Below are 21870 nucleotides of genomic sequence, written 5' to 3'. Positions count from 1 at the left end.
GTTCAGCTGGCAGGTTAAGCCATGACCTGCCAGCTTCCTCCTTTCCTTGCCCCCAGGCGTTTTAATTTACCTTTTGTTTGCAAAGAACGGAGATATCGTTCCGCGGTGCGGGAAGTCACGCCCAATACAGATGCTAGCATTACCGCAGTCATTTGTGGTTGAACGGTAAGAAGCTCAAGAATAGCATTTTCCTTTTCCGACATTTCTTCCGACATTTTTTCCGACATTACGGACGACATCCCTATGCCTTCCCGCAAAGCTTCGGCCATATTTTGCAGCATAAACTCCACGAATGCCGTGCAATCACTGGCCCGATCGCATTGTCCTAAAATCTGGTAATAGCGCGTTTGCTGGAAGTGAATGAGAGTCTCAACGGGCAGCCATGCAAGTTCTGCACGCCATTGGCTTAAGATCAACGTTTGCCACAGCCGCCCCATGCGGCCATTTCCATCTGAAAAAGGATGGATGAATTCAAACTCGTAATGAAATACCGAGCTGGCAATCAGAGGGTGAAGATCGGTTTGCTTAAGCCAGGCAAGAAGATCGTCGATAAGACGGTTCATCTGCGAGGCTGGCGGAGCCATGTGGACTAACTGGTTCCCACGGTATATCCCTACATCCCCATGCCGAAGCTTGCCAGGATTATTGACCAGACCAGTCATGAGTAACCGGTGTGCACTGAGTAAGTCTTTAAGCTTCCAGGGCTTCCATTCGGGCAATTTTTCATAAGCAAGAATCGCGTTACGTACTTCCTGAATATCTTTTTCAGGTGCGAGCACGCGCTTACCCTCCATGATTGCCGTCACTTGCCCGGTCGTCAGAGAGTTATGCTCGATGGCCAGAGAAGCCTGGATTGTGCGGATTCGGTTCTCTTTGCGCAGTAGCGGAGAGGTTCTTCCTGAATGTGCCGCCCAGTGCCCTAATAGCTCACCAATCTCAACAACCTGATTGAGAATCGATGGTGTGATGGTAAAAGGGGGCTGATAGCGGCTCATCTGGATTATTCTCCCTGCTGCTCCAGCGCATATTTATACAACGCATTTTTCTTCACGCCGTGAATTTCCGCCGCCAGTGCAGCCGCTTTCTTCAGCGGCAGCTCTGCCTGCAGCAGCGCCAGCGTACGCAGCGCATCGGCAGGGAGCGCGTCTTCTTGCGCTTTATGCCCTTCGACGATCAGCACCATTTCGCCCTTGCGGCGATTTTCGTCTTCCTTCACCCACGCCAGCAGTTCGCCCACCGGCGCGCCGTGAATGGTCTCCCAGGTTTTAGTCAGCTCGCGCGCCAGCACCACGTAGCGGGCTTCTCCCCAGACGGTGACCATGTCTTCCAGGCTCTCCAGCAGGCGATGCGTGGATTCGTAGAAAATCAGGGTGCGCGGTTCCGCTTCCAGATCCTTCAACACGTCACGGCGGCCTTTGGATTTGGCCGGGAGGAAGCCTTCATAGCAGAAACGGTCGGACGGCAGACCCGCGGCGCTCAGCGCAGCAATGGCGGCGCACGGTCCAGGCAGCGGCACAACGCGAATACCGGCTTCGCGACAGGTACGCACCAGATGGTAGCCAGGATCGTTAATCAGCGGCGTACCGGCGTCGGAGACCAGCGCAATGTTCTGCCCTTCCTTCAGCTTCGCCACCAGCGTTTCGGCTTTTTGTTGCTCATTGTGATCGTGCAGAGCAAACAAACGGGCGTTAATCGCAAAATGTTGAAGCAGTAACCCGGTGTGCCGGGTATCTTCAGCGGCAATTAAATCAACAGCTTGCAATACGGTGAGCGCACGTTGGGTAATATCAGATAAATTCCCGATAGGAGTAGGTACAATATAAAGCTGGCCTTGAGAATTATCTGCCGTTTCGTGTTGTTTCATTGTTTCGTCCGTATTGCCGATTTAATATTGAGCATTGCGTAAAAAATATCACTGGATACAGTATGGTACCGTTAACGTTTCTTCGAAAAAAAGCCACGCGCAGCGTGCCGCTTCTGCTGGCAGCCCTGATCTTTGCAGGCTGTGGCACCCAGGCACCTGACCAGAGCACAGCCCATCTTCAGGGTTCCGCTCAGGCTGACTCTGGCTTTTATCTGCAACAAATGTCGCAGAGTTCAAATGATACCAAGACCAACTGGCAATTACTCGCCATTCGTGCACTGCTGAAAGAGGGTAAAACCCAGAAGGCTGCCGAGCTGTTTAACCAGTTGCCGAAAGATCTTAACGACACCCAGCGTCGTGAGCAGGGCCTGCTCTCTGCCGAACTGAAAGTCGCACTGAAAGATTACGCCGCCGCGAAGAAGATCCTCGGTGACATCGACGTGAGCGCGCTGGATAAAAATCAGCAGGCCCGCTTCTGGCAGGCGGGCATTACCGCTGAACAGGGGCGTCCTTCGCTGACGCTGCTCCGTGCGCTTGTTGCACAAGAGCCACTGCTCGGTGGTGCGGATAAGCAGAAAAATATTGATGCCACCTGGCAAGTGCTTGCCTCTATGACCCAGGAACAGGCGCAGGCGCTGGTCATCAACGCGGATGAAAACGTCCTTCAGGGCTGGCTGGATCTGCAGCAGATGTGGTTCAACAACCGCAGCGATCCAAAAATGTTGAAAGCCGGTATTACAGACTGGCAGACGCGATACCCGCAAAACCCGGGCGCAAAAATGTTGCCAACCCAGCTGGTAAACGTGCAGAACTTTAAGCCCGCATCGACCAGCAAAATCGCCCTGCTTCTGCCGCTAAACGGCCAGGCGGCAGTGTTTGGACGTACCATACAGCAGGGTTTTGAAGCGGCGAAAAACGGCACCACGTCGGTAACGGGCAGCGCGGTTCCCGCACAGGCGGCCCAGGCGGCCAATGTGAATGACGTTGTCAGTCCTTCCGCCGCGGAGACCAGCGACCTGACCACAGCGCAAACCCCGGCGCAGGGCACGATGCAAAACCCGGTGACGGCCCCGACAACGCCTGCGGCTACTCCAGCACCCGCGACGCAGGCTCCGGCTGAGACACAGGCAGCGCCTGCACCTGACGCCGCAGCAGCACAGCCCCAACAGACTCAACAGACTCAACAGCAGCCTGCCCAACCCGCAGCTCAACCTGCCGCGCAGCCGCAGGTCATAGCAGCCACCAGCGCCAACCCGGGCGCTGAGTTGAAAATCTACGACACCAGCTCGCAGCCGCTTGACCAGGTGCTGGCGCAGGTTCAACAGGACGGTGCAAGCATCGTTGTCGGCCCGCTGCTGAAAAATAACGTGGAAGAGCTGATGAAGAGCAATACCACGCTGAACGTGCTGGCGCTCAACCAGCCTGAGCAGGTTCAGAACCGGGCGAATATTTGCTACTTCGCGCTTTCTCCTGAAGATGAAGCCCGCGATGCGGCCCGTCATATTCACGAACAGGGTAAGCAGGCTCCGCTGCTGCTCATCCCACGCAGCACGCTGGGCGATCGCGTGGCCAATGCCTTTGCCGATGAGTGGCAGAAGCTGGGCGGTGGCGTGGTGCTGCAGCAGAAATTCGGTTCCGTCTCTGAACTGCGCGCGGGCGTAAACGGCGGAGCGGGTATCGCGCTTAACGGTAGCCCGGTGACCGCGAGCCTGCCGCAGCAGCAGGGCGTGACGATTGGCGGCCTGACGATCCCAGCCCCACCTACCGACGCGCAGATTAGCGGTGGCGGTAAAGTGGATGCGGCCTATATCGTTGCCACACCGCAGGAGATCGCCTTTATCAAACCGATGATTGCGATGCGTAACGGCAGCCAGAGCGGCGCAACGCTCTACGCCAGCTCACGCAGCGCGCAGGGCACCGCAGGCCCTGATTTCCGGCTGGAAATGGACGGCCTGCAGTACAGTGAAATCCCTATGCTGGCAGGCAGCAACCCGGCGCTGATGCAGCAGGCGCTCAGCACGGTACGTAACGATTACTCTCTGGCGCGTCTGTATGCGATGGGTGTCGATGCGTGGGCGCTGGCGAACCACTTTACCCAGATGCGTCAGGTGCCGGGCTTTGAGCTTAACGGCAACACCGGCGATCTGACCGCGACTCAGGACTGTGTGATCAACAGGAAGTTATCATGGCTCAAATACCAGCAGGGGCAAATCGTCCCGGCCAGTTAAGCCGTAAAGAGACCGGCGACGCGTGGGAGTTAAAAGCGCGTCGCTGGCTTGAAGGCAATGGACTGCGCTTTATCGCCGCTAACGTCCGCGGGCGCGGCGGCGAAATTGATCTGATCATGAAAGACGGTCAGGTCATTGTGTTTGTAGAAGTCCGCTTTCGACAGTCCTCCCGTTTTGGCGGTGCTGCCGCCAGCGTGACGCTCGCCAAACAACATAAATTATTACAGACTGCCCACTTGTGGCTTGCCCGCCATAATGGGAGCTTTGATACTGTGGATTGCCGGTTCGATGTGATAGCCTTCACCGGAAATGAGATCGAATGGCTTAAAAACGCTTTTGGCGAAGATGCATAATTAAGATTTAAAAGGGATAACGTGCTCGAAAGAATTAAAGTGTGCTTCACAGAAAGCATCCAGACTCAGATTGCCGCGGCGGAAGCCCTTCCGGATGCTATCTCGCGTGCCGCAATGACGCTGGTGCAATCCCTGCTTAATGGCAACAAAATCCTCTGTTGTGGCAACGGCACGTCAGCCGCCAACGCACAGCATTTTGCTGCCAGCATGATCAATCGCTTTGAAACAGAACGCCCGAGTTTACCTGCCATTGCACTTAATACCGATAATGTGGTCTTAACAGCGATTGCTAACGATCGTCTGCATGACGAAATTTACGCGAAGCAGGTGCGAGCCCTGGGTCATGCCGGAGATGTGCTGCTGGCAATCTCCACTCGCGGCAACAGCCGGGATATTGTCAAAGCCGTTGAAGCCGCCGTCACCCGTGACATGACTATCGTGGCCTTAACCGGCTATGACGGTGGTGAGCTGGCGGGTCTGCTTGGGCCACAGGATGTGGAAATCCGCATTCCGTCTCACCGGAGCGCACGTATTCAGGAGATGCATATGCTCACGGTGAACTGCTTATGTGATTTGATCGATAACACGCTTTTCCCTCACCAGGATGATTAAGGAGTTCTTATGAAGGCTTTATCGACCCTCGCAGTCCTTATGTCTGCATTACTGCTTCAGGGATGTATCGCTGCGGCCGTTGTGGGTACCGCCGCGGTAGGCACCAAAGCGGCAACCGATCCACGCACTGTGGGTACACAGGTAGATGACGGTACGCTGGAGCTGCGCGTTAACAGTGCGCTGTCGAAAGACGAACAAATCAAGAAAGAAGCGCGTATCAACGTGACGGCTTATCAGGGCAAAGTGCTGCTGGCAGGCCAGGCGCCGAATATGGAACTTGCCTCTCGTGCGAAGCAAATTGCGATGGGTGTTGAAGGTACCACAGAGGTGTTTAACGAAGTGCGCCAGGGCAAGCCAATTGGTTTAGGTGATGCCTCTTCCGATACCTGGATCACCACCAAAGTGCGTTCCCAGCTGCTGGGCTCAGACCAGGTCAAATCTTCCAACGTGAAAGTGACGACTGAAAACGGCGAAGTGTTCCTGCTGGGTCTGGTGACCGAACGTGAAGGAAAAGCGGCGGCCGATATCGCCAGCCGGGTGAGCGGCGTGAAGCACGTCACCACCGCGTTTACTTACATCAAGTAAGCCACACCAGACTGTAGGCCCGGTAAGCGCTAGCGCCACCGGGCTTTTTTTTACAGCAAAGCAATACTCCCCACAATCACCCCACTCAACGCCACCAGCCCTGTGGTGAGCCACAGCGCTTTCGCCGGGAATGACTTACGCAGCATGATGAGCGACGGCAGGCTGATTGCCGGCAGGGTGATAAGCAGCGCCAACGCAGGCGCGGTTCCCATCCCGGCAAGCATCATGGTCTGAACAATGGGAATTTCAGCGGCCGTCGGGATAACGAACAGGCAGCCTGCAACGGCCATCGCAATGACCCACATTAGCGTGTTATCGATAGCACCATCCGCATGCGGGAACAGCCAGACGCGCGCCGCCCCCAGCACCAGTACCGCAAGGATATAGACCGGGATGGTGTTCCAGAAAAGCTGCCATAGCGCCCTGCCCCAGCGTGCAAAGAAACCACCCTGCGGCTCGCTGACGTCCAGCTCAACTGACGCCGGCTCGACGGCAGTATCCTTCACCCATTTTTGCACCAGCGTCGCCACCACCAGCACGGTCAGCAACCCGGCCACCAGACGGATGAACGCGAAATGCCAGCCAAGCACAAAGCCCATAAACACCAGCGTTGCCGGGTTGAGCAGCGGGTTACCCATCCAGAAAGCCAGCGCGCCGCCCATCGACACGCGCTGGCGACGCATCCCTGCCGCCACCGGCGCGGCACAGCAGGAGCACATCATGCCCGGCAGGGAGAAAATCGTCCCCAGCAGCGTGCCCTGAAAGCGCGGCTGCCCGAGGGTTTTCACCAGCCAGTTACGGGGGATCAGCACCTGAATCAATGAGCCCAGAATGACGCCTAAGACGGCGGCTTTCCAGACGGCAAGGAAGTAGACCATGGCGTAATCCCACGCCGCCTGCAGCGGGCTGGATTCAGCCTGAGCGAGAATAGATTTACCGATACTGTGCGTTTCGGCGGCGGTGAAGGCTTTGCCGTAGTACGGCTGCCATTTCACGTACCAGAGGCCAACAATGACCACGAGAAAGAAGAGTGCGGGCTTCCACCATTGAACAGGTGTTGCCGCCTGAGATGAAGACTGACCAGTCATAGCATTCCCCGGAGAGTATTAGGTAATTAGCCGGGGGAGTTTACGCCTCGCCCTGCGCGATTTCACGCAGTTTTGCCGAAGGGATAATGTTCACCCCTTCCTTCGATGGTGAAAGCGCCTCTTTCAACATGGCACGCGCCACGTCCCGCGCCTCAACGGATTTCCAGTTTCCGGGAAGGATGCGGAACAGCGGTGCGAAGATTGACTCATTGAAACGTCGTTCGTCCCGGTGTCCCAGCAGCATGGAAGGGCGAACAATCGTCAGGTGCTCCCACTTCTGGGCAATCAGCGCCTCTTCCATTTTGCCCTTCACTTTGTTGTAGAAAAAGGGCGATCCGACACTGGCGCCCAGCGAGCTGACCACGAGGAAATGTTTGGCCCCCAGCCTTTTGGCCGTGAGTGCCGTGTCCACCACCAGCGTGTAGTCCGCATGCACAAATGCCTCTTTACTGCCCGCCTCGCGCCGGGTCGTACCAAGACAACAAAAGGCGATATCAATCGGATCCTGCACCTGCGCCAGCGCGTCAGTCAGCTGCGGGTCGTGCGGGTTAAAGACGCCGGAAACGTCCGCGAGTGGCCGTCGCGTCGGGGCAGCGATATAGTTCACGCGACGATCCTGAATCAGCAGCCGCAGCAAATGCCCACCCACCAGTCCGGTTGCGCCTGTTATCAGTACCTGACTCATCTTATCTCCTTTACAGAATTGTCCGTTTGCGAACTCAGCGTGGTCGACCACACTTATACCCTAAATAATTCGAGTTGCAGGAAGGCGGCAAGGGAGTGAATCCCCAGGAGCTTACATAAGTAAGTGACTGGGGTGAACGAGTGCAGCCAACGCACATGCAACTTGAAGTATGACGGGTATAGAAGTCTGTTACAGGTAAGTATTTACCACAAGCGGAGAAAAATCTGTCTGAAGCCAAAACAACGGAGGAAGCATGGGCAAGAAAATCGCAGTCTTGATTACCGACGAGTTTGAAGATTCAGAATTTACCTCTCCCGCAGAGGCGTTCCGCAAGGCGGGACATGAGGTCATCACCATTGAGAAAGAAGCAGGCAAAACGGTGAAAGGCCATAAGGGCGAGGCCAGCGTGACCATCGACGAGACTATCGATAACGTTAGTCCCTCAGATTTTGACGCCCTGCTGTTACCCGGCGGCCATTCCCCGGATTCCCTACGCGGGGACGAGCGTTTTGTGACCTTTACACGGGACTTTGTCTCGACCGGCAAACCGGTCTTTGCCATCTGTCACGGCCCGCAGCTGCTCATCAGCGCGGAGGTTGTACGCGGGCGTAAGCTCACGGCCGTGAAACCGATCGTTATCGATCTGAAAAATGCGGGGGCCGAGTTTTACGATCAGGAAGTGGTCAACGACAAAGACCAGCTGATCACCAGCCGCACCCCGGACGATCTCCCGGCGTTCAACCGCGAAGCGCTACGCCTGCTCGGCGCGTAACCAGTGCAGCTTCTTGCCAAAGCCCAGGGTGTTGTCGGTAAATTTCAGCTCATCGAGGCGGATTTCCCACACCGGGGCTTTTAGCGCAGCGGCAACGGGAAAGCGGCGCGTGTAGAGCTTACGACGCGCGTCGCTCTCTTCTCCGTCCAGACGCCGAATTTCACCTTTGAACTGCACACCACGGATCAGCGCGACCGTTTTAGGCTGGCCGTTCACCGTACCCGCCACCTTTGCCTGCTGGCCAGTCATCTGCGCATGACGCGTTTTGTCTTCGCTCATGACGTAAAAAGCAACGCGCTCTGGATCGTAGTAGTAAAACGCGTTTGCGCACCACATCTCCCCCTCGCTGTACACGCACCAGGTGACAACATGCTGCTTCGCCAGCCAGCGGTTAATGGCGGCCAGTGTTTCCATTTTCATTCTCTCTCATGCTATGGTGCGTTCACCTTAACATACTGAATCCGTTTACCGTGTGCTGGTTTCTCTATCTTGTCCGAACCACTGATAACGCTCTCTACACCGGGATCACTACCGATGTGGCGCGGCGTTTTTTACAACATCAAACGGGGAAAGGTGCGAAGGCGCTGCGGGGAAAAGGGGAATTGCAGTTGGCATTTTCAGCCGCCGTGGGCGACAGATCGCTGGCGCTCAGGCTGGAATACCGAATTAAGCAGCTGACGAAGCGCCAGAAAGAGCGCCTCGTGACCGGAGATGGCTCATTTGAGGCGCTACGCGAGAGCCTGATTAAAAGCGATTGAAATGGTCGTGGTACTCTACCAGGCCATTCACGCCGTTGAACGCATCGTCCGCCAGACGATGTACCTGGAAGGCGGATTCCGTACCCGGCCAGCGGCAACGGAGATCGTAATGTGCGGCCTGCTCAAAGCCTAAACGGCCATAGAACGCCGGATCGCCCAGCGTGACAACGGCCGCATAACCGAACTCATTGAGCGAATCCAGCCCTTCATAGACCAGCTGGCGCGCCAGACCGTGCCCGCGATAGCTTTCATCCACCGCCAGCGGCGCCATTCCTACCCACTGGAGCTCTTCGCCCTGAACGGTTACCGGACTGAAGGCAACATAGCCCACCACCTGACCTTCGTCATCGGTGGCTACCAGCCCCAGCGTAATCAGGCCGTCTTCGCGAAGATCGTGGACCAGTTGGGCTTCGGCATCGCTCGCAAAAGAGCGGCGCAGCAACGCATCGATCCCCGGCGCATCAATCCCAATTTCGACTCGAATCAGCATGGCTCACCTACTGAAGTGTGTTTACCGTCCGGCGGGGTTTTCAGCCCGGCCTCAACGAAATCTGCCATTTGCATTAACATCACGCGCAGCGCTTTCGGCATCTGCTCCAGCTCAATGGCATCCATTAAATTCTTAACGTACAGGCCAAGCTCCGTATCGCCTTCAATCACCAGACGGCGCTGGAAGAAGAGCGTATCCGGATCTTGCTTGCGCGCGGCGATCATCAGCAGATCGCTGGCGTTGGCGCTAAAGCTCACGTCCGCGTCGGCGGATTCGCGTACGATCAGCTGGTCATTCTCAACAGAGGTAAACCAGCGCAGTCCGATGTCGCGCACCTCAATGCTTAACCAGCGGCCTTCCAGGAATTCCAGCTCGCCATCCTGCAGCGCCTGACGGAACTGCCAGCTCAGGACCTGCTCCAGCACCTGGCGTTTAAGCGCGAACGGCGCCAGTTTTACCGGCACGCTCAGCATTGATGGACCAAATTGTACGAGACGTGAACGCAGTTTATCCAGCACGAGCTTTACTCCCTGATATCTATAGTCCCGCTATTTTGCCATATCCGAAGGACAACATAGCGGCGTAAATCAACAAACCATCGTCCGGCGCACCTCATTATTGGTGTCATCAATACGCCATTAGCTGCCTTAAATCAAAAATTGTCGCGTATGGGTTAATTAAAATCCCAGCTCGTTAACAATTTTGCGATCGACTACATCAGGATAAATTATGGAGCTGCTCTGCCCTGCCGGAAACCTTCCGGCGCTTAAGGCGGCCATCGAAAATGGGGCCGATGCGGTCTATATCGGGCTGAAAGATGATACCAATGCCCGCCATTTTGCTGGCCTCAACTTTACGGAGAAAAAGCTTCAGGAAGCCGTTAACTTCGTTCACCAGCACCGCCGCAAACTGCATATCGCCATTAATACCTTTGCCCATCCTGACGGCTACGCCCGCTGGCAGCGCGCGGTGGATATGGCAGCACAGCTGGGAGCCGATGCGCTGATCCTGGCCGACCTCGCCATGCTTGAGTATGCGGCAGAACGCTATCCCCATATTGAGCGCCACGTCTCTGTTCAGGCATCTGCCACTAATGAAGAGGCCGTACGTTTTTACCATCAACACTTTGATGTGGCCCGCGTGGTGCTGCCGCGCGTGCTCTCTATTCATCAGGTTAAGCAACTCGCGCGCGTCACGCCAGTACCGCTGGAAGTTTTTGCCTTCGGCAGCCTGTGTATTATGGCCGAAGGCCGTTGCTATCTTTCCTCTTATTTAACAGGGGAATCGCCTAATACCGTCGGGGCCTGCTCCCCTGCCCGCTTTGTCCGCTGGCAGCAAACGCCGCAGGGGCTGGAATCTCGCCTGAATGAGGTGCTGATCGACCGCTATCAGGACGGTGAAAACGCCGGTTATCCAACCCTGTGTAAAGGCCGCTATCTGGTCGACGGCGAGCGCTACCACGCGCTGGAGGAGCCCACCAGCCTTAACACGCTGGAGCTGCTGCCGGAACTGCTGGCGGCCAATATTGCCTCGGTGAAAATCGAAGGTCGTCAGCGCAGCCCGGCCTATGTGAGCCAGGTGGCGAAAGTGTGGCGTCAGGCCATCGACCGCTGCATGGCGGACCCGCAGAATTACGCCGCGCAACCGGCGTGGATGGAGACGCTCGGATCGATGTCCGAAGGCACGCAAACCACGCTGGGCGCGTATCACCGTAAATGGCAGTGAGATCATCATGAAATATTCATTAGGACCCGTTCTCTACTACTGGCCAAAAGAGACGCTGGAAGATTTTTACCAACAGGCCGCCAGCAGCAGCGCCGATGTGATTTACCTGGGCGAAGCGGTGTGCAGCAAACGTCGGGCGACCAAAGTGGGCGACTGGCTGGATATGGCGAAAACCCTCGCCGGAAGTGGCAAACAGGTGGTGCTTTCGACGCTTGCGCTGGTGCAGGCGTCTTCCGAACTGGGCGAGCTGAAGCGCTATGTCGAAAACGGCGAATTCCTGCTGGAAGCGAGCGACCTCGGCGTGGTGAACATGTGCGCTGAACGCAAGCTGCCGTTTGTCGCGGGCCATGCCCTGAACTGCTATAACGCCGTGACCCTGCGCCTGCTGCTTAAGCAGGGGATGACGCGCTGGTGCATGCCGGTTGAACTCTCCCGCGACTGGCTGGCAAACCTGCTGAATCAGTGCGACGAGCTGGGCATTCGCAATAAGTTTGAAGTGGAAGTGCTGAGCTACGGTCATCTGCCGCTGGCTTACTCTGCGCGCTGCTTTACCGCACGCTCGGAAGACCGACCGAAAGACGAGTGTGAAACCTGCTGCATTAAGTACCCGAACGGACGCAGCATGCTGTCGCAGGAGAATCAGCAGGTGTTTGTTCTGAACGGCATTCAGACCATGAGTGGCTATGTCTATAACCTGGGTAATGAGCTGGCATCAATGAACGGGCTGGTGGACATGGTTCGGCTGTCGCCGCTCGATACTCGCGTATTCGCGATGCTGGACGCCTTCCGCGCGAATGAAAACGGTGCCTCTCCGCTGCCGCTGCAGGCTAACAGCGACTGCAACGGTTACTGGAGACGTCTCGCCGGGCTGGAACTGCAGTCCTAAAAAAGGCTCACTTTGTTAACAACGGTTATGATTTTTTAATGCAGTATTAAAGAATGACCGTCGACAAAGTGAGCTGTTATGACTGACAAAACCATTCCGTTTTCGGTGCTGGATCTGGCGCCGATCCCACAAGGCTCCTCGGCAAGAGAGGCCTTTTCACACTCTCTCGATCTCGCTCAGTTAGCAGAAAAACGTGGCTATCACCGCTACTGGCTGGCCGAGCACCACAACATGGTCGGCATCGCCAGTGCGGCAACCTCGGTTCTGATCGGCTATCTGGCGGCCAATACCACTACCCTGCACCTGGGCTCCGGCGGCGTGATGCTGCCGAACCACGCCCCGCTGGTGATTGCCGAGCAGTTTGGCACGCTGAATACGCTCTATCCGGGCCGTATAGATTTAGGGCTTGGCCGGGCGCCGGGCAGTGACCAGCCGACCATGCGCGCCCTGCGCCGCCATATGAGCGGCGATATCGACAATTTCCCACGCGACGTGGCTGAACTGGTTGACTGGTTCGACGCGCGTGACCCGAACCCACACGTGCGCCCGGTGCCGGGCTATGGTGAGAAGATCCCGGTGTGGCTGCTAGGCTCAAGTCTTTACAGCGCGCAGCTTGCCGCACAGCTGGGGCTGCCGTTTGCGTTTGCCTCGCACTTCGCACCGGATATGCTGCATCAGGCGCTGCATCTCTACCGCACGAACTTCAAACCGTCTGAACGTCTGGAGAAACCGTACGCGATGGTGTGTATCAATATCATTGCCGCCGACAGCAATCGCGACGCGGAATTCCTGTTTACCTCCATGCAGCAGGCGTTTGTGAAGCTGCGTCGCGGTGAGACGGGCCAGCTTCCGCCGCCAGTGGAAAATATGCATCAGCTGTGGTCAGCCTCCGAGCAGTATGGCGTTCAACAGGCGCTGAGCATGTCGCTGGTGGGTGATAAAGCGAAGGTGCGTCACGGGCTTGAAGCGGTGCTGCGTGAGACGCAGGCCGATGAGATTATGGTTAACGGCCAGATTTTCGATCACCAGGCGCGTTTGCATTCGTTTGAGCTGGCGATGCAGGTGAAAGAGGAGTTGGTGGGGTAGCCTTTTTGCCGGATGGCGGCTTCGCCTTATCCGGCCTACGCGATCCATGTAGGCCCGGTAAGCGTAGCGCCACCGGGCTTTCTGTTTACTGATACACAGGCAACAGATTGAAGCTCGACAGCACGTGGACCAGCGCGTTGCCAACACCAAACACCAGAATCAGCGCAATCATCGGCTTGCCGCCCCAGACGCGGAATTTAGGGCTGCCGAAGCGGTTACGTGATTTACGTGCCAGCAGCGCGGGCACAATTGCCGCCCAGATAGTTGCCGCCAGCCCTGCATAGCCGATGGCGTACAGGAAACCGTTCGGCCACAGCAGGCCACCCACGATAGGCGGCAGGAAGGTCAGCAGCGCAGTTTTGAAGCGCCCCATCGCAGAATCATCAAAGCCAAACAGATCCGCCAGGTAGTCAAACAAGCCCAGCGTCACGCCGAGGAACGAGCTCGCCACCGCAAAGTTGGAGAATACCACCAGCAGCAGATCCAGACTGCGGCTATTCAACACGCCGCTCAACGCCTGCACCAGCACATCAATGTTACCGCCCTTCTGCGCAATGCCGATGAATTCCGGGCGCGGGATGTTGCCCATCGTCCCAAGCAGCCAGATGACGTACAGCCCCAGCGCCAGCAGCGTACCGTAGACCAGACACTTCACGATGGTACGCGGATCCTTGCCGTAGTATTTCATCAGGCTCGGCACGTTACCGTGGTAGCCGAACGACGCCAGGCAGAACGGCAGCGTCATCAGCAGATACGGCGTGTAGGAAGTATTCACTTCGGCGACGTTAAACAGCGTTGCCGGCGTCACGTGCCCCAGCAGGCTGCCGAACGTCAGGAAGAAGGTGATGACCTTTGCACCCAGTACGATGGCCGTCATCCGGCTCACCGCTTTGGTACTCATCCAGACGATAAACGCCACGCCCAGTGCAAAGCACAATCCTGCCAGACGCGCCGGAACGTTCAGCGACATCTCCGAGAAGGTGTGATGCAGAATCGAGCCGCTCGCCGAAATATACGCATAGGTCAGGATATAGAGTACAAACGCGATGGACAGTCCATTCACCAGGTTCCAGCCTTTGCCCAGCAGATCTTTGGTGATGGTGTCGAAGCTGGAGCCAATGCGGTAGTTCAGGTTCGCTTCAAGGATCATCAGCCCGGAATGGAGCATGCAGAACCAGGTAAAGACCAGCGCGGCCAGCGACCAGAAGAACCACGCACCGGACATGACCACGGGCAGGGAGAACATCCCGGCACCAATAATGGTTCCGCCGATGATCACCACGCCGCCAAGCAGCGAAGGTGACGTTTGGGTGGTGGTTAGTGTCGCCATACAGCCTATTCTCCAGTCAATAATGCGGTTCTGCATTTTAATGTGACGCACTGTACCAGTACAAGAGTACAAAAGGAATAAAAAAAGCCCCGATAGCATGTATCGGGGCTGTATATTTTACTTTACGTCAGTTGCGTAAGGCTTACGCGTCACGGCGACGGCTGGTGCCTTCGTCACGACGTGGGCCACGGCTTTCACGGCGCTCGCCAGAGAAACGACGAGGTTCACCACCGCGACCTTCGCTGCGACCGCCTTCACGACGTTCGCCACCGAAGCTGCGACCACCGCCACGACGTTCACCGCCGCGGTCAGGGCGTGGCTGTGCATCGCCCATCAGCTGCATGTTCATCGGCTTGTTCAGGATGCGGGTACGCGTAAAGTGCTGCAGTACTTCACCCGGCATGCCTTTTGGCAGTTCGATGGTAGAGTGCGTACCGAACAGCTTGATGTTACCAATGTAACGGCTGCTGATGTCGCCTTCGTTAGCGATCGCGCCAACGATGTGACGAACTTCAACACCATCATCACGGCCCACTTCAATGCGGTACAGTTCCATGTCACCAGCGTCACGGCGTTCACGACGTGGACGGTCTTCACCACCACGCTCTGGACGGTCAGCACGCGGACCACGGTCGTTACGATCGTTACGGTCACCACGACGTTCGAAGCGATCGTCACGGTCACGGAATTCACGCTTAGGACGCATCGGTGCATCTGGTGGCACGATCAGGCTACGTTCGCCCTGAGCCATTTTCAGCAGCGCTGCAGCCAGGGTTTCCATGTCCAGCTCTTCGCCTTCAGCGGTAGGCTGAATCTGCGACAGCAGCGCACGGTACTGATCCAGATCGCTGCTTTCCAGCTGCTGCTGTACTTTCGCGGCAAATTTTTCCAGACGACGTTTGCCCAGCAGATCTGCGTTTGGCAGGTCAGCTTCTGGAATGGTCAGCTTCATGGTGCGTTCGATGTTACGCAGCAGACGACGCTCGCGGTTCTCAACGAACAGCAGCGCACGGCCAGCACGACCCGCACGACCGGTACGACCGATACGGTGAACGTAAGACTCTGAATCCATTGGGATGTCGTAGTTTACAACCAGGCTGATACGCTCAACGTCCAGACCACGTGCTGCCACGTCGGTTGCAATCAGGATATCCAGACGACCGTCTTTCAGACGCTCCAGAGTCTGCTCACGCAGGGCCTGGTTCATGTCGCCGTTCAGCGCTGCGCTGTTGTAGCCGCTACGTTCCAGGGCTTCAGCCACTTCCAGGGTCGCGTTTTTAGTACGAACGAAGATAATCGCCGCATCAAAATCTTCCGCTTCCAGGAAACGTACCAGCGCTTCGTTTTTGCGCATGCCGTACACAGACCAGTAGCTCTGGCTGATGTCCGGGCGAGTGGTTACGCTGGACTGAATACGCACTTCCTGAGGATCTTTCATGAAGCGTTTGGTGATACGACGAATCGCTTCTGGCATGGTGGCAGAGAACAGCGCGGTCTGATGACCGTCCGGGATCTGCGCCATGATGGTTTCGACGTCTTCGATGAAGCCCATACGCAGCATTTCATCTGCTTCATCCAGTACCAGGCCGCTCAGTTTTGAGAGGTCCAGAGTACCGCGCTTCAGGTGATCCAGCAGACGGCCCGGCGTACCGACAACAATCTGTGGACCCTGGCGCAGGGCGCGTAACTGCACGTCATAACGCTGGCCGCCGTACAGGGCTACCACGTTTACGCCGCGCATATGTTTAGAGAATTCCGTCATTGCTTCAGCAACCTGAACAGCCAGTTCACGGGTTGGAGCCAGGACGAGGATCTGCGGTGCACGCAGGTCCGGATCAATGTTGTTCAGCAGCGGCAGCGAGAACGCTGCAGTTTTACCGCTACCAGTCTGGGCCATGCCCAGCACGTCACGACCAGAAAGCAGGTGTGGGATACACTCAGCCTGGATCGGAGATGGTTTTTCGTAACCCAGATCGTTAAGGGCTTCAAGGATAGGAGCCTTCAGGCCCAGATCTGCAAAAGTGGTTTCGAATTCAGCCATGTAGTACAAGTGCCTCGATATTAATGGCGGCCAGTCTACTTAGCTCATCGTGAAAATGATTAGCAATTTTCATTGAAAAGTGTGAACCGGCTCAAAGTAGGTGTATTGACGAACAACAACGCCCTCACCAGTTAAGGTGATGACAATCAAAAGATTACGGGCTGATGTTTATGTCGTCAGCTATTGCTGGTCCGATTCTGCCAGGTCGTCTTGCTCCTGGCCCAAGAGCGATAATTCCAACAATGCATAACGGTGCTCAACGAAGTTGTGTACGTTGTTAGCAACCGCTAATTTGAACAGTGCCGTAGCGCTGTCCATATCCCCCAGACTTAGGTAGTACTTACCTAAATAGAAGTTGGTTTCACTGAGATGCTCAGCGAGCGAGGTGTTATCCGTTGCGTCCGCCTTGAGGCGTTCCATCAGCGTTGCTTCGCTAATGTTGCCCAGGTAGAACTCGACAATGTTCCATCCCCACTGTTCCTTGTCCGATTTATCGAAGCGCTGTTTCAGTGCCTCTTTTGCCTGCTTCTCATCGAGCTTCCGCTCAACGATGTAAAGCCACAGGCTACGGAAAGGATCATTAGGATCGTCTTGATAAAACGCCAGCAGATCATCTTGCGCTAACTTATCACGACCGCCGTAATACAATGCGATACCGCGATTCAAGTGCGCGTAGTTGTAAGTTGGATCAAGCTCAAGTACAGAATCAAACGCTTCATAGGCAGCATCAAAATTGCCTGCCTGCGTTAAATAAATGCCTAAGTAATTGAATACTTCAGGCATATCAGGTCGGATAGCCAGCGCTTGTGAAAAATCATTTCGCGCTAATGCCCTCAGACCGAGACTATCATACAACACTCCGCGCTCATATAAAAGCTGTGCGCGTTCGTCATCGGTTAAAGCCCGACTGGCAAGTATTTGTTCCATGCGTGCCAGGATCACTTCCTGCTGCAAAGTCGGTTGCAATGGCACTGCGAGGACTTCGCTCTTACGCCAGGCAGAGTTGCTGCATCCTGCCAGCGTTAAAGCTGTCGCAACGAAACACCAGCGCAAAAAAGGCTTCATTTCCCACTCCCGAAGACAACAATTGGATGAACGTCCTGTCCCCCGGCGGCTTAACAAGGCGTCCTGCCTGATAATAGGCCCTCCGCAAAGCGGAGGGCAAATTGCAACTTACTCGCCTTGCTGTTCTGCTGCCTGTGCTTCTGGCGCAGCAGCTGGCTGAGACTGCTCGGTTGCTTCTTTAATGCTCAGACGGATACGGCCCTGGCGATCAACTTCCAGAACTTTAACCGGTACTTCCTGACCCATCTGCAGGTAATCGGTCACTTTCTCTACACGCTTGTCAGCGATCTGAGAGATGTGAACCAGACCTTCTTTACCGCCACCAATGGCAACGAACGCGCCAAAGTCAACGATACGGGTCACTTTACCTGCGTAGACGCGGCCCACTTCGATTTCTGCAGTGATTTCTTCGATACGACGAATCGCGAATTTCGCTTTCTCGCCGTCGGTTGCTGCGATTTTCACAGTACCGTCATCTTCGATTTCGATCGTGGTGCCAGTCTCTTCGGTCAGCGCACGGATTACGGAACCGCCCTTACCGATAACATCTTTGATCTTGTCTGGATTGATCTTGATGGTGTGGATACGCGGCGCAAACTGAGAAATGTCGCCACGTGGCGCGTTAATCGCCTGTTCCATCACGCCCAGGATGTGCAGACGTGCACCCTTAGCCTGGTTCAGAGCAACCTGCATGATCTCTTTGGTGATGCCTTCAATTTTGATATCCATCTGCAGAGCAGAGATACCGTCGCGGGAACCCGCCACTTTGAAGTCCATATCACCCAGGTGATCTTCGTCGCCCAGAATGTCAGACAGCACAACAAAGTTGTCGCCTTCTTTCACCAGACCCATTGCGATACCCGCAACAGCGGCTTTGATCGGCACGCCTGCATCCATCAGCGCCAGAGATGCGCCACACACGGAAGCCATGGAAGAAGAACCGTTGGATTCAGTGATTTCAGAAACCACACGCACGGTGTACGGGAATTTATCCGCTTCTGGCATCACTGCCAGCACGCCGCGCTTCGCCAGACGGCCGTGACCAATTTCACGACGCTTAGGCGAGCCAACCATACCGGTTTCACCTACGGAGTACGGAGGGAAGTTATAGTGGAACAGGAAGCTGTCGGTGCGCTCGCCCATCAGTTCGTCGATGTTCTGTGCGTCACGCGCAGTACCCAGGGTCGCGGTAACCAGCGCCTGAGTTTCGCCACGGGTGAACAGTGCAGAACCGTGAGTACGTGGCAGTACGCCAGTACGAACGTCCAGACCGCGGATCATGTCTTTCTCACGACCATCGATACGCGGCTCGCCTGCCAGTACGCGGCTACGAACAGCATTTTTCTCGATAGCGTGCAGAATTTCGCTCAGCTCGTTAGCGTCCAGAGATTCATCCTCAGCAACCAGCGTAGCGATGGTTTCAGATTTGATGACATCAATCTGCGCGTAACGCTCTTGCTTGTCGGTGATGCGGTATGCATCGCTCAGACGTGCGCCCGCCAGTGCAGCAACGCGTGCGTTCAGCGCGTCGTTTACCGCTTCTGGCTGCCAGTCCCAACGTGGTTTACCGGCTTCTTTCACCAGGTCGTTGATGTTCTGGATAACAACCTGCTGCTGATCGTGGCCGAAGACCACTGCGCCCAGCATCTGGTCTTCGCTCAGCAGTTCAGCTTCGGATTCAACCATCAGCACAGCCGCTTCAGTACCCGCAACAACCAGGTCCAGCTTACTTTCTTTCAGCTCTTCCTGAGTTGGGTTCAGCACATACTGGTCATTGATGTAACCAACGCGCGCCGCACCGATTGGGCCATTGAATGGAATACCAGACAGTGACAGGGCAGCAGATGCACCGATCATCGCCACGATGTCCGGGTTAACCTGTGGGTTAACGGAAACAACGGTCGCAATAACCTGCACTTCGTTAACGAAGCCTTCCGGGAACAGCGGACGAACCGGGCGGTCAATCAGACGCGCGATCAGGGTTTCGCCTTCGCTTGGACGGCCTTCACGACGGAAGAAACCACCCGGGATTTTACCGGCAGCGTAGGTACGCTCCTGGTAGTTAACGGTCAGCGGGAAGAAGTCCTGACCTGGTTTAGCTTTTTTCTGGCCAACAACGGTAACGAATACCGCAGTGTCATCCATGCTTACCATAACGGCAGCAGTAGCCTGACGTGCCATCATGCCGGTTTCCAGCGTGACGGTATGTTGACCGTACTGGAATTTACGAACGATCGGATTCAGCAAAGTTCTGTCCTTTCTTAAATGTTTGACAGCACACCACCGGTGTGCTGTCGATTTAACCCGACCTTCTTCGCATCCTCGCGACTAATGACAACCAACACCCCCATGGGTGAAGCCTCTCATTAGCCGCGCGAACCTCTGCAATGAAGATCATTTATAGCAACAATACAATAGTTTCCAGTGAATTGCTGCCGTCTGGTTGAAAAAAGGGGCCATCAGGCCCCCTTTTCTGAAACTCGCAAGACTTAGCGACGCAGACCCAGACGCTCGATCAGCGCGGTGTAGCGTGCAACATCTTTACGTTTCAGGTAGTCGAGCAGTTTACGACGCTGAGAAACCATACGCAGCAGACCACGACGGCTGTGGTGATCTTTTTTGTGCTCTGCAAAGTGACCCTGCAGGTGGTTAATCTGTGCAGTCAGCAGTGCAACCTGAACTTCGGTAGAACCGCTGTCGTTAGTACCACGACCAAACTCAGAAACGATTTTAGCTTTAGCTTCAACGCTTAGAGACATTTTCAAACTCCAAAGTATAAAGAATGTAAGGGTGCCGATCTCTAATTCAGCGACCCCATGTACGCCTCGCAGATTGTTAAACAATTTACCAGGCGTTAAGCGGCGATATTCTACTCGTCTCCCCTGCTTATCGCAAGGTGAGCCGTTATCACCGTCACGCTTCGACCGGATATTCGACGACCAGACGACGCGGCGCAACGCGCCCTTCGCCATCCATTTCGCCCATCCCGATGAACTTGCCTTCGTCACCTTCGGTGACGCGGACCAGTCCTTCCAGCGGCGCTTGCGCCGTACGAACCGGATTACCGTTCTTAAAGTAAACGGACGATGTTAAAGGAAGATTAACGACCGGGAAGTCTGCTGCCGGACTGTCCATCGGCATCAGCAGTGGATCGAGCAAATCTGCCGGTGCAATCCCCTGAACTTGTGCCTGCTCAACCAGCTCGCACAGCTTTTCCAGGGTCACCATCCGCTCCACCGGGTACTTGCTCACAGCAAGGCGGCGCAGGTAAATCACATGCGCGCCGCAGCCCAGCTTTTCCCCGAGGTCGTCGATAATGGTGCGAATATAGGTCCCTTTCGAACAGTGTACTTCCAGCTCCAGTTCGTCACCTTCGTGGCGAATAAACAGCAGCTCATACACGGTTATCGGACGGGCTTCACGCGGGACCTCAATGCCCTGGCGCGCATATTCGTAGAGTTTTTTTCCCTGATATTTCAGTGCCGAATACATCGACGGCACCTGCATCGTGTCCCCACGGAAACTCTCCAGCGCAGCATCAAGCTGTTCCGCGCTGAACGTCACCGGACGCTCTTCTACCACCTGGCCATCCGCGTCGGAGGTATCCGTGCGCTGGCCCAGTTTCGCGATGACGCGGTAACGCTTATCGGAGTCGAGCAGGTACTGGGAAAACTTTGTCGCCTCTCCCAGGCAGACCGGCAGCATACCGGTTGCCAGCGGATCGAGCGCGCCGGTGTGGCCCGCACGGTTGGCGTTATAAATACGCTTAACTTTTTGCAGCACGTCGTTGCTGGAAGCGCCCTGGGGTTTATCCAGCAGCAGCACACCATGCACGTCGCGACCACGACGACGAGGACGACTCATTAGTCCTCCTTGCTGTCGTCCGCCGGGTTAACACGACGCTCGTCGTCATGTTTAACCACGCTGGTCACCAGGTTGGACATACGCATACCTTCGACCAGCGAGTTGTCGTAGAAGAAGGTCAGTTCAGGCACGATACGCAGGCGCATCGCTTTGCCGAGCAGAGAGCGGATGAAACCAGAAGCTTCCTGCAGCGCTTTAATGCCGTTTTTCACTGCTGCTTCGTCCTGATCGTTCAGGAAGGTGACGAACACTTTGGCATAGGCCAGGTCACGGGACATTTCCACACCGGAAACGGTGGTCATCATGCCGACGCGTGGGTCTTTAATTTCACGTTGCAGAATAAGTGCGATCTCTTTCTGCATTTCCTGCGCTACGCGCTGTGGGCGACCAAATTCTTTCGCCATAATAAATTCTCCAGACAAAAAAGGGGCTAAAGCC

Annotated in this window: 24 protein-coding genes; 9 read left to right on the top strand and 15 right to left on the bottom strand. The window is 55.7% G+C overall.

Going from position 1 to position 21870, the window contains the following annotated elements:
- Nucleotides 1-14: 14 nt before the first annotated feature.
- Nucleotides 15-995 (bottom strand): Fic family protein, encoded by a 981-nt coding sequence (locus PYW49_RS09945; RefSeq protein WP_134347434.1) that lies wholly within the window; start codon nt 993-995, stop codon nt 15-17.
- A 5-nt stretch (nt 996-1000) separates the two neighbouring features.
- Complete coding sequence (rsmI, locus tag PYW49_RS09940) at nt 1001-1864, bottom strand: 16S rRNA (cytidine(1402)-2'-O)-methyltransferase (protein ID WP_029739643.1); 864 nt, start codon at nt 1862-1864, stop codon at nt 1001-1003.
- 62 nt (nt 1865-1926) lie between these two features.
- Between rsmI and PYW49_RS09935 the strand changes: the two genes are divergently transcribed.
- The 4 genes from PYW49_RS09935 to dolP are packed head-to-tail and all read left to right on the top strand — an operon-like array spanning nt 1927 to nt 5642.
- On the top strand, nt 1927-4092 hold the full coding sequence (locus PYW49_RS09935) for a penicillin-binding protein activator (RefSeq protein ID WP_320386343.1): 2166 nt from the start codon (nt 1927-1929) through the stop codon (nt 4090-4092).
- A complete protein-coding gene (locus PYW49_RS09930) occupies nt 4050-4445 on the top strand; it encodes a YraN family protein (protein ID WP_023333573.1) in 396 nt (131 codons plus the stop codon). Before PYW49_RS09935 ends, PYW49_RS09930 begins: the two co-directional genes overlap by 43 nt.
- Before the next feature lie 21 nt (nt 4446-4466).
- On the top strand, nt 4467-5057 hold the full coding sequence (gene diaA, locus PYW49_RS09925) for a DnaA initiator-associating protein DiaA (protein WP_003861754.1): 591 nt from the start codon (nt 4467-4469) through the stop codon (nt 5055-5057).
- A 9-nt stretch (nt 5058-5066) separates the two neighbouring features.
- Complete coding sequence (gene dolP / locus PYW49_RS09920; RefSeq protein ID WP_008501489.1) at nt 5067-5642, top strand: division/outer membrane stress-associated lipid-binding lipoprotein; 576 nt, start codon at nt 5067-5069, stop codon at nt 5640-5642.
- A 50-nt stretch (nt 5643-5692) separates the two neighbouring features.
- On the opposite strand, the gene PYW49_RS09915 is transcribed toward dolP, so the two are convergent.
- Both PYW49_RS09915 and PYW49_RS09910 read right to left on the bottom strand, forming a co-directional pair.
- A complete protein-coding gene (locus tag PYW49_RS09915) occupies nt 5693-6730 on the bottom strand; it encodes a permease (protein WP_320386342.1) in 1038 nt (345 codons plus the stop codon).
- Nucleotides 6731-6770: 40 nt separating this feature from the next.
- A complete protein-coding gene (locus PYW49_RS09910) occupies nt 6771-7415 on the bottom strand; it encodes an NAD(P)H-binding protein (RefSeq protein ID WP_134347431.1) in 645 nt (214 codons plus the stop codon).
- Between the two features lie 253 nt (nt 7416-7668).
- Here PYW49_RS09910 and PYW49_RS09905 point away from each other — a divergent pair, with 253 nt between their 5' ends.
- Entirely contained in the window at nt 7669-8187 is a 519-nt protein-coding gene (locus PYW49_RS09905) for a type 1 glutamine amidotransferase domain-containing protein (RefSeq protein WP_008501486.1), read from the top strand.
- Here the strand turns inward: PYW49_RS09905 and PYW49_RS09900 are convergent.
- Nucleotides 8167-8601, bottom strand: coding sequence for a YhbP family protein (locus PYW49_RS09900; protein ID WP_223561660.1), 435 nt, complete (start codon nt 8599-8601; stop codon nt 8167-8169). The genes PYW49_RS09905 and PYW49_RS09900 overlap by 21 nt on opposite strands.
- 14 nt (nt 8602-8615) lie before the next feature.
- Here PYW49_RS09900 and PYW49_RS09895 point away from each other — a divergent pair, with 14 nt between their 5' ends.
- Nucleotides 8616-8945: a GIY-YIG nuclease family protein gene (locus tag PYW49_RS09895; protein ID WP_320386341.1), complete on the top strand. Its 330-nt coding sequence runs from the start codon at nt 8616-8618 to the stop codon at nt 8943-8945.
- On the opposite strand, the gene PYW49_RS09890 is transcribed toward PYW49_RS09895, so the two are convergent.
- Nucleotides 8932-9435, bottom strand: coding sequence for a GNAT family N-acetyltransferase (locus PYW49_RS09890; protein WP_320386340.1), 504 nt, complete (start codon nt 9433-9435; stop codon nt 8932-8934). The two genes, PYW49_RS09895 and PYW49_RS09890, sit on opposite strands and share 14 nt — an antisense overlap.
- Complete coding sequence (ubiT, locus tag PYW49_RS09885; protein WP_029739636.1) at nt 9429-9953, bottom strand: ubiquinone anaerobic biosynthesis accessory factor UbiT; 525 nt, start codon at nt 9951-9953, stop codon at nt 9429-9431. The genes PYW49_RS09890 and ubiT overlap by 7 nt, the downstream gene beginning before the upstream one ends.
- Before the next feature lie 211 nt (nt 9954-10164).
- Between ubiT and ubiU the strand changes: the two genes are divergently transcribed.
- From ubiU to PYW49_RS09870, 3 genes are all read left to right on the top strand, one after another.
- Nucleotides 10165-11160, top strand: a complete 996-nt coding sequence (gene ubiU, locus PYW49_RS09880) for a ubiquinone anaerobic biosynthesis protein UbiU (protein ID WP_134347429.1) — start codon at nt 10165-10167, stop codon at nt 11158-11160.
- Nucleotides 11161-11167: 7 nt separating this feature from the next.
- Entirely contained in the window at nt 11168-12046 is an 879-nt protein-coding gene (locus tag PYW49_RS09875; protein ID WP_320386339.1) for a U32 family peptidase, read from the top strand.
- 78 nt (nt 12047-12124) lie between these two features.
- Nucleotides 12125-13132: a luciferase-like monooxygenase gene (locus PYW49_RS09870; RefSeq protein WP_134347427.1), complete on the top strand. Its 1008-nt coding sequence runs from the start codon at nt 12125-12127 to the stop codon at nt 13130-13132.
- An 85-nt stretch (nt 13133-13217) separates the two neighbouring features.
- Here the strand turns inward: PYW49_RS09870 and mtr are convergent, their stop codons facing one another.
- From mtr to rbfA, 8 genes are all read right to left on the bottom strand, one after another.
- A complete protein-coding gene (gene mtr, locus PYW49_RS09865; protein WP_134347426.1) occupies nt 13218-14462 on the bottom strand; it encodes a tryptophan permease in 1245 nt (414 codons plus the stop codon).
- 142 nt (nt 14463-14604) lie between these two features.
- A complete protein-coding gene (locus PYW49_RS09860) occupies nt 14605-16503 on the bottom strand; it encodes a DEAD/DEAH family ATP-dependent RNA helicase (RefSeq protein WP_134347425.1) in 1899 nt (632 codons plus the stop codon).
- Complete coding sequence (yrbN, locus tag PYW49_RS09855) at nt 16496-16576, bottom strand: protein YrbN (protein WP_097397692.1); 81 nt, start codon at nt 16574-16576, stop codon at nt 16496-16498. Before yrbN ends, PYW49_RS09860 begins: the two co-directional genes overlap by 8 nt.
- A 107-nt stretch (nt 16577-16683) precedes the next feature.
- Nucleotides 16684-17568: a lipoprotein NlpI gene (gene nlpI / locus PYW49_RS09850; RefSeq protein WP_061096959.1), complete on the bottom strand. Its 885-nt coding sequence runs from the start codon at nt 17566-17568 to the stop codon at nt 16684-16686.
- Between the two features lie 108 nt (nt 17569-17676).
- On the bottom strand, nt 17677-19815 hold the full coding sequence (gene pnp / locus PYW49_RS09845; RefSeq protein WP_134347424.1) for a polyribonucleotide nucleotidyltransferase: 2139 nt from the start codon (nt 19813-19815) through the stop codon (nt 17677-17679).
- A gap of 242 nt (nt 19816-20057) precedes the next feature.
- The gene (rpsO, locus tag PYW49_RS09840; RefSeq protein ID WP_003861789.1) at nt 20058-20327 is read right to left on the bottom strand and encodes a 30S ribosomal protein S15; all 270 of its coding nucleotides are present in this window, start codon (nt 20325-20327) and stop codon (nt 20058-20060) included.
- A gap of 154 nt (nt 20328-20481) precedes the next feature.
- Nucleotides 20482-21432: a tRNA pseudouridine(55) synthase TruB gene (gene truB, locus PYW49_RS09835; protein WP_320386338.1), complete on the bottom strand. Its 951-nt coding sequence runs from the start codon at nt 21430-21432 to the stop codon at nt 20482-20484.
- Nucleotides 21432-21836, bottom strand: coding sequence for a 30S ribosome-binding factor RbfA (gene rbfA / locus PYW49_RS09830; RefSeq protein WP_003024988.1), 405 nt, complete (start codon nt 21834-21836; stop codon nt 21432-21434). The genes truB and rbfA overlap by 1 nt, the downstream gene beginning before the upstream one ends.
- Between the last annotated feature and the right edge of the window lie 34 nt (nt 21837-21870).

The sequence above is a fragment of the Enterobacter chinensis genome (assembly GCF_034008295.1).
Lineage (GTDB): Bacteria > Pseudomonadota > Gammaproteobacteria > Enterobacterales > Enterobacteriaceae > Enterobacter > Enterobacter chinensis.
Note: the sequence above shows the minus strand (reverse complement) of the source record. Positions and strands in the feature narration are given on the sequence as shown.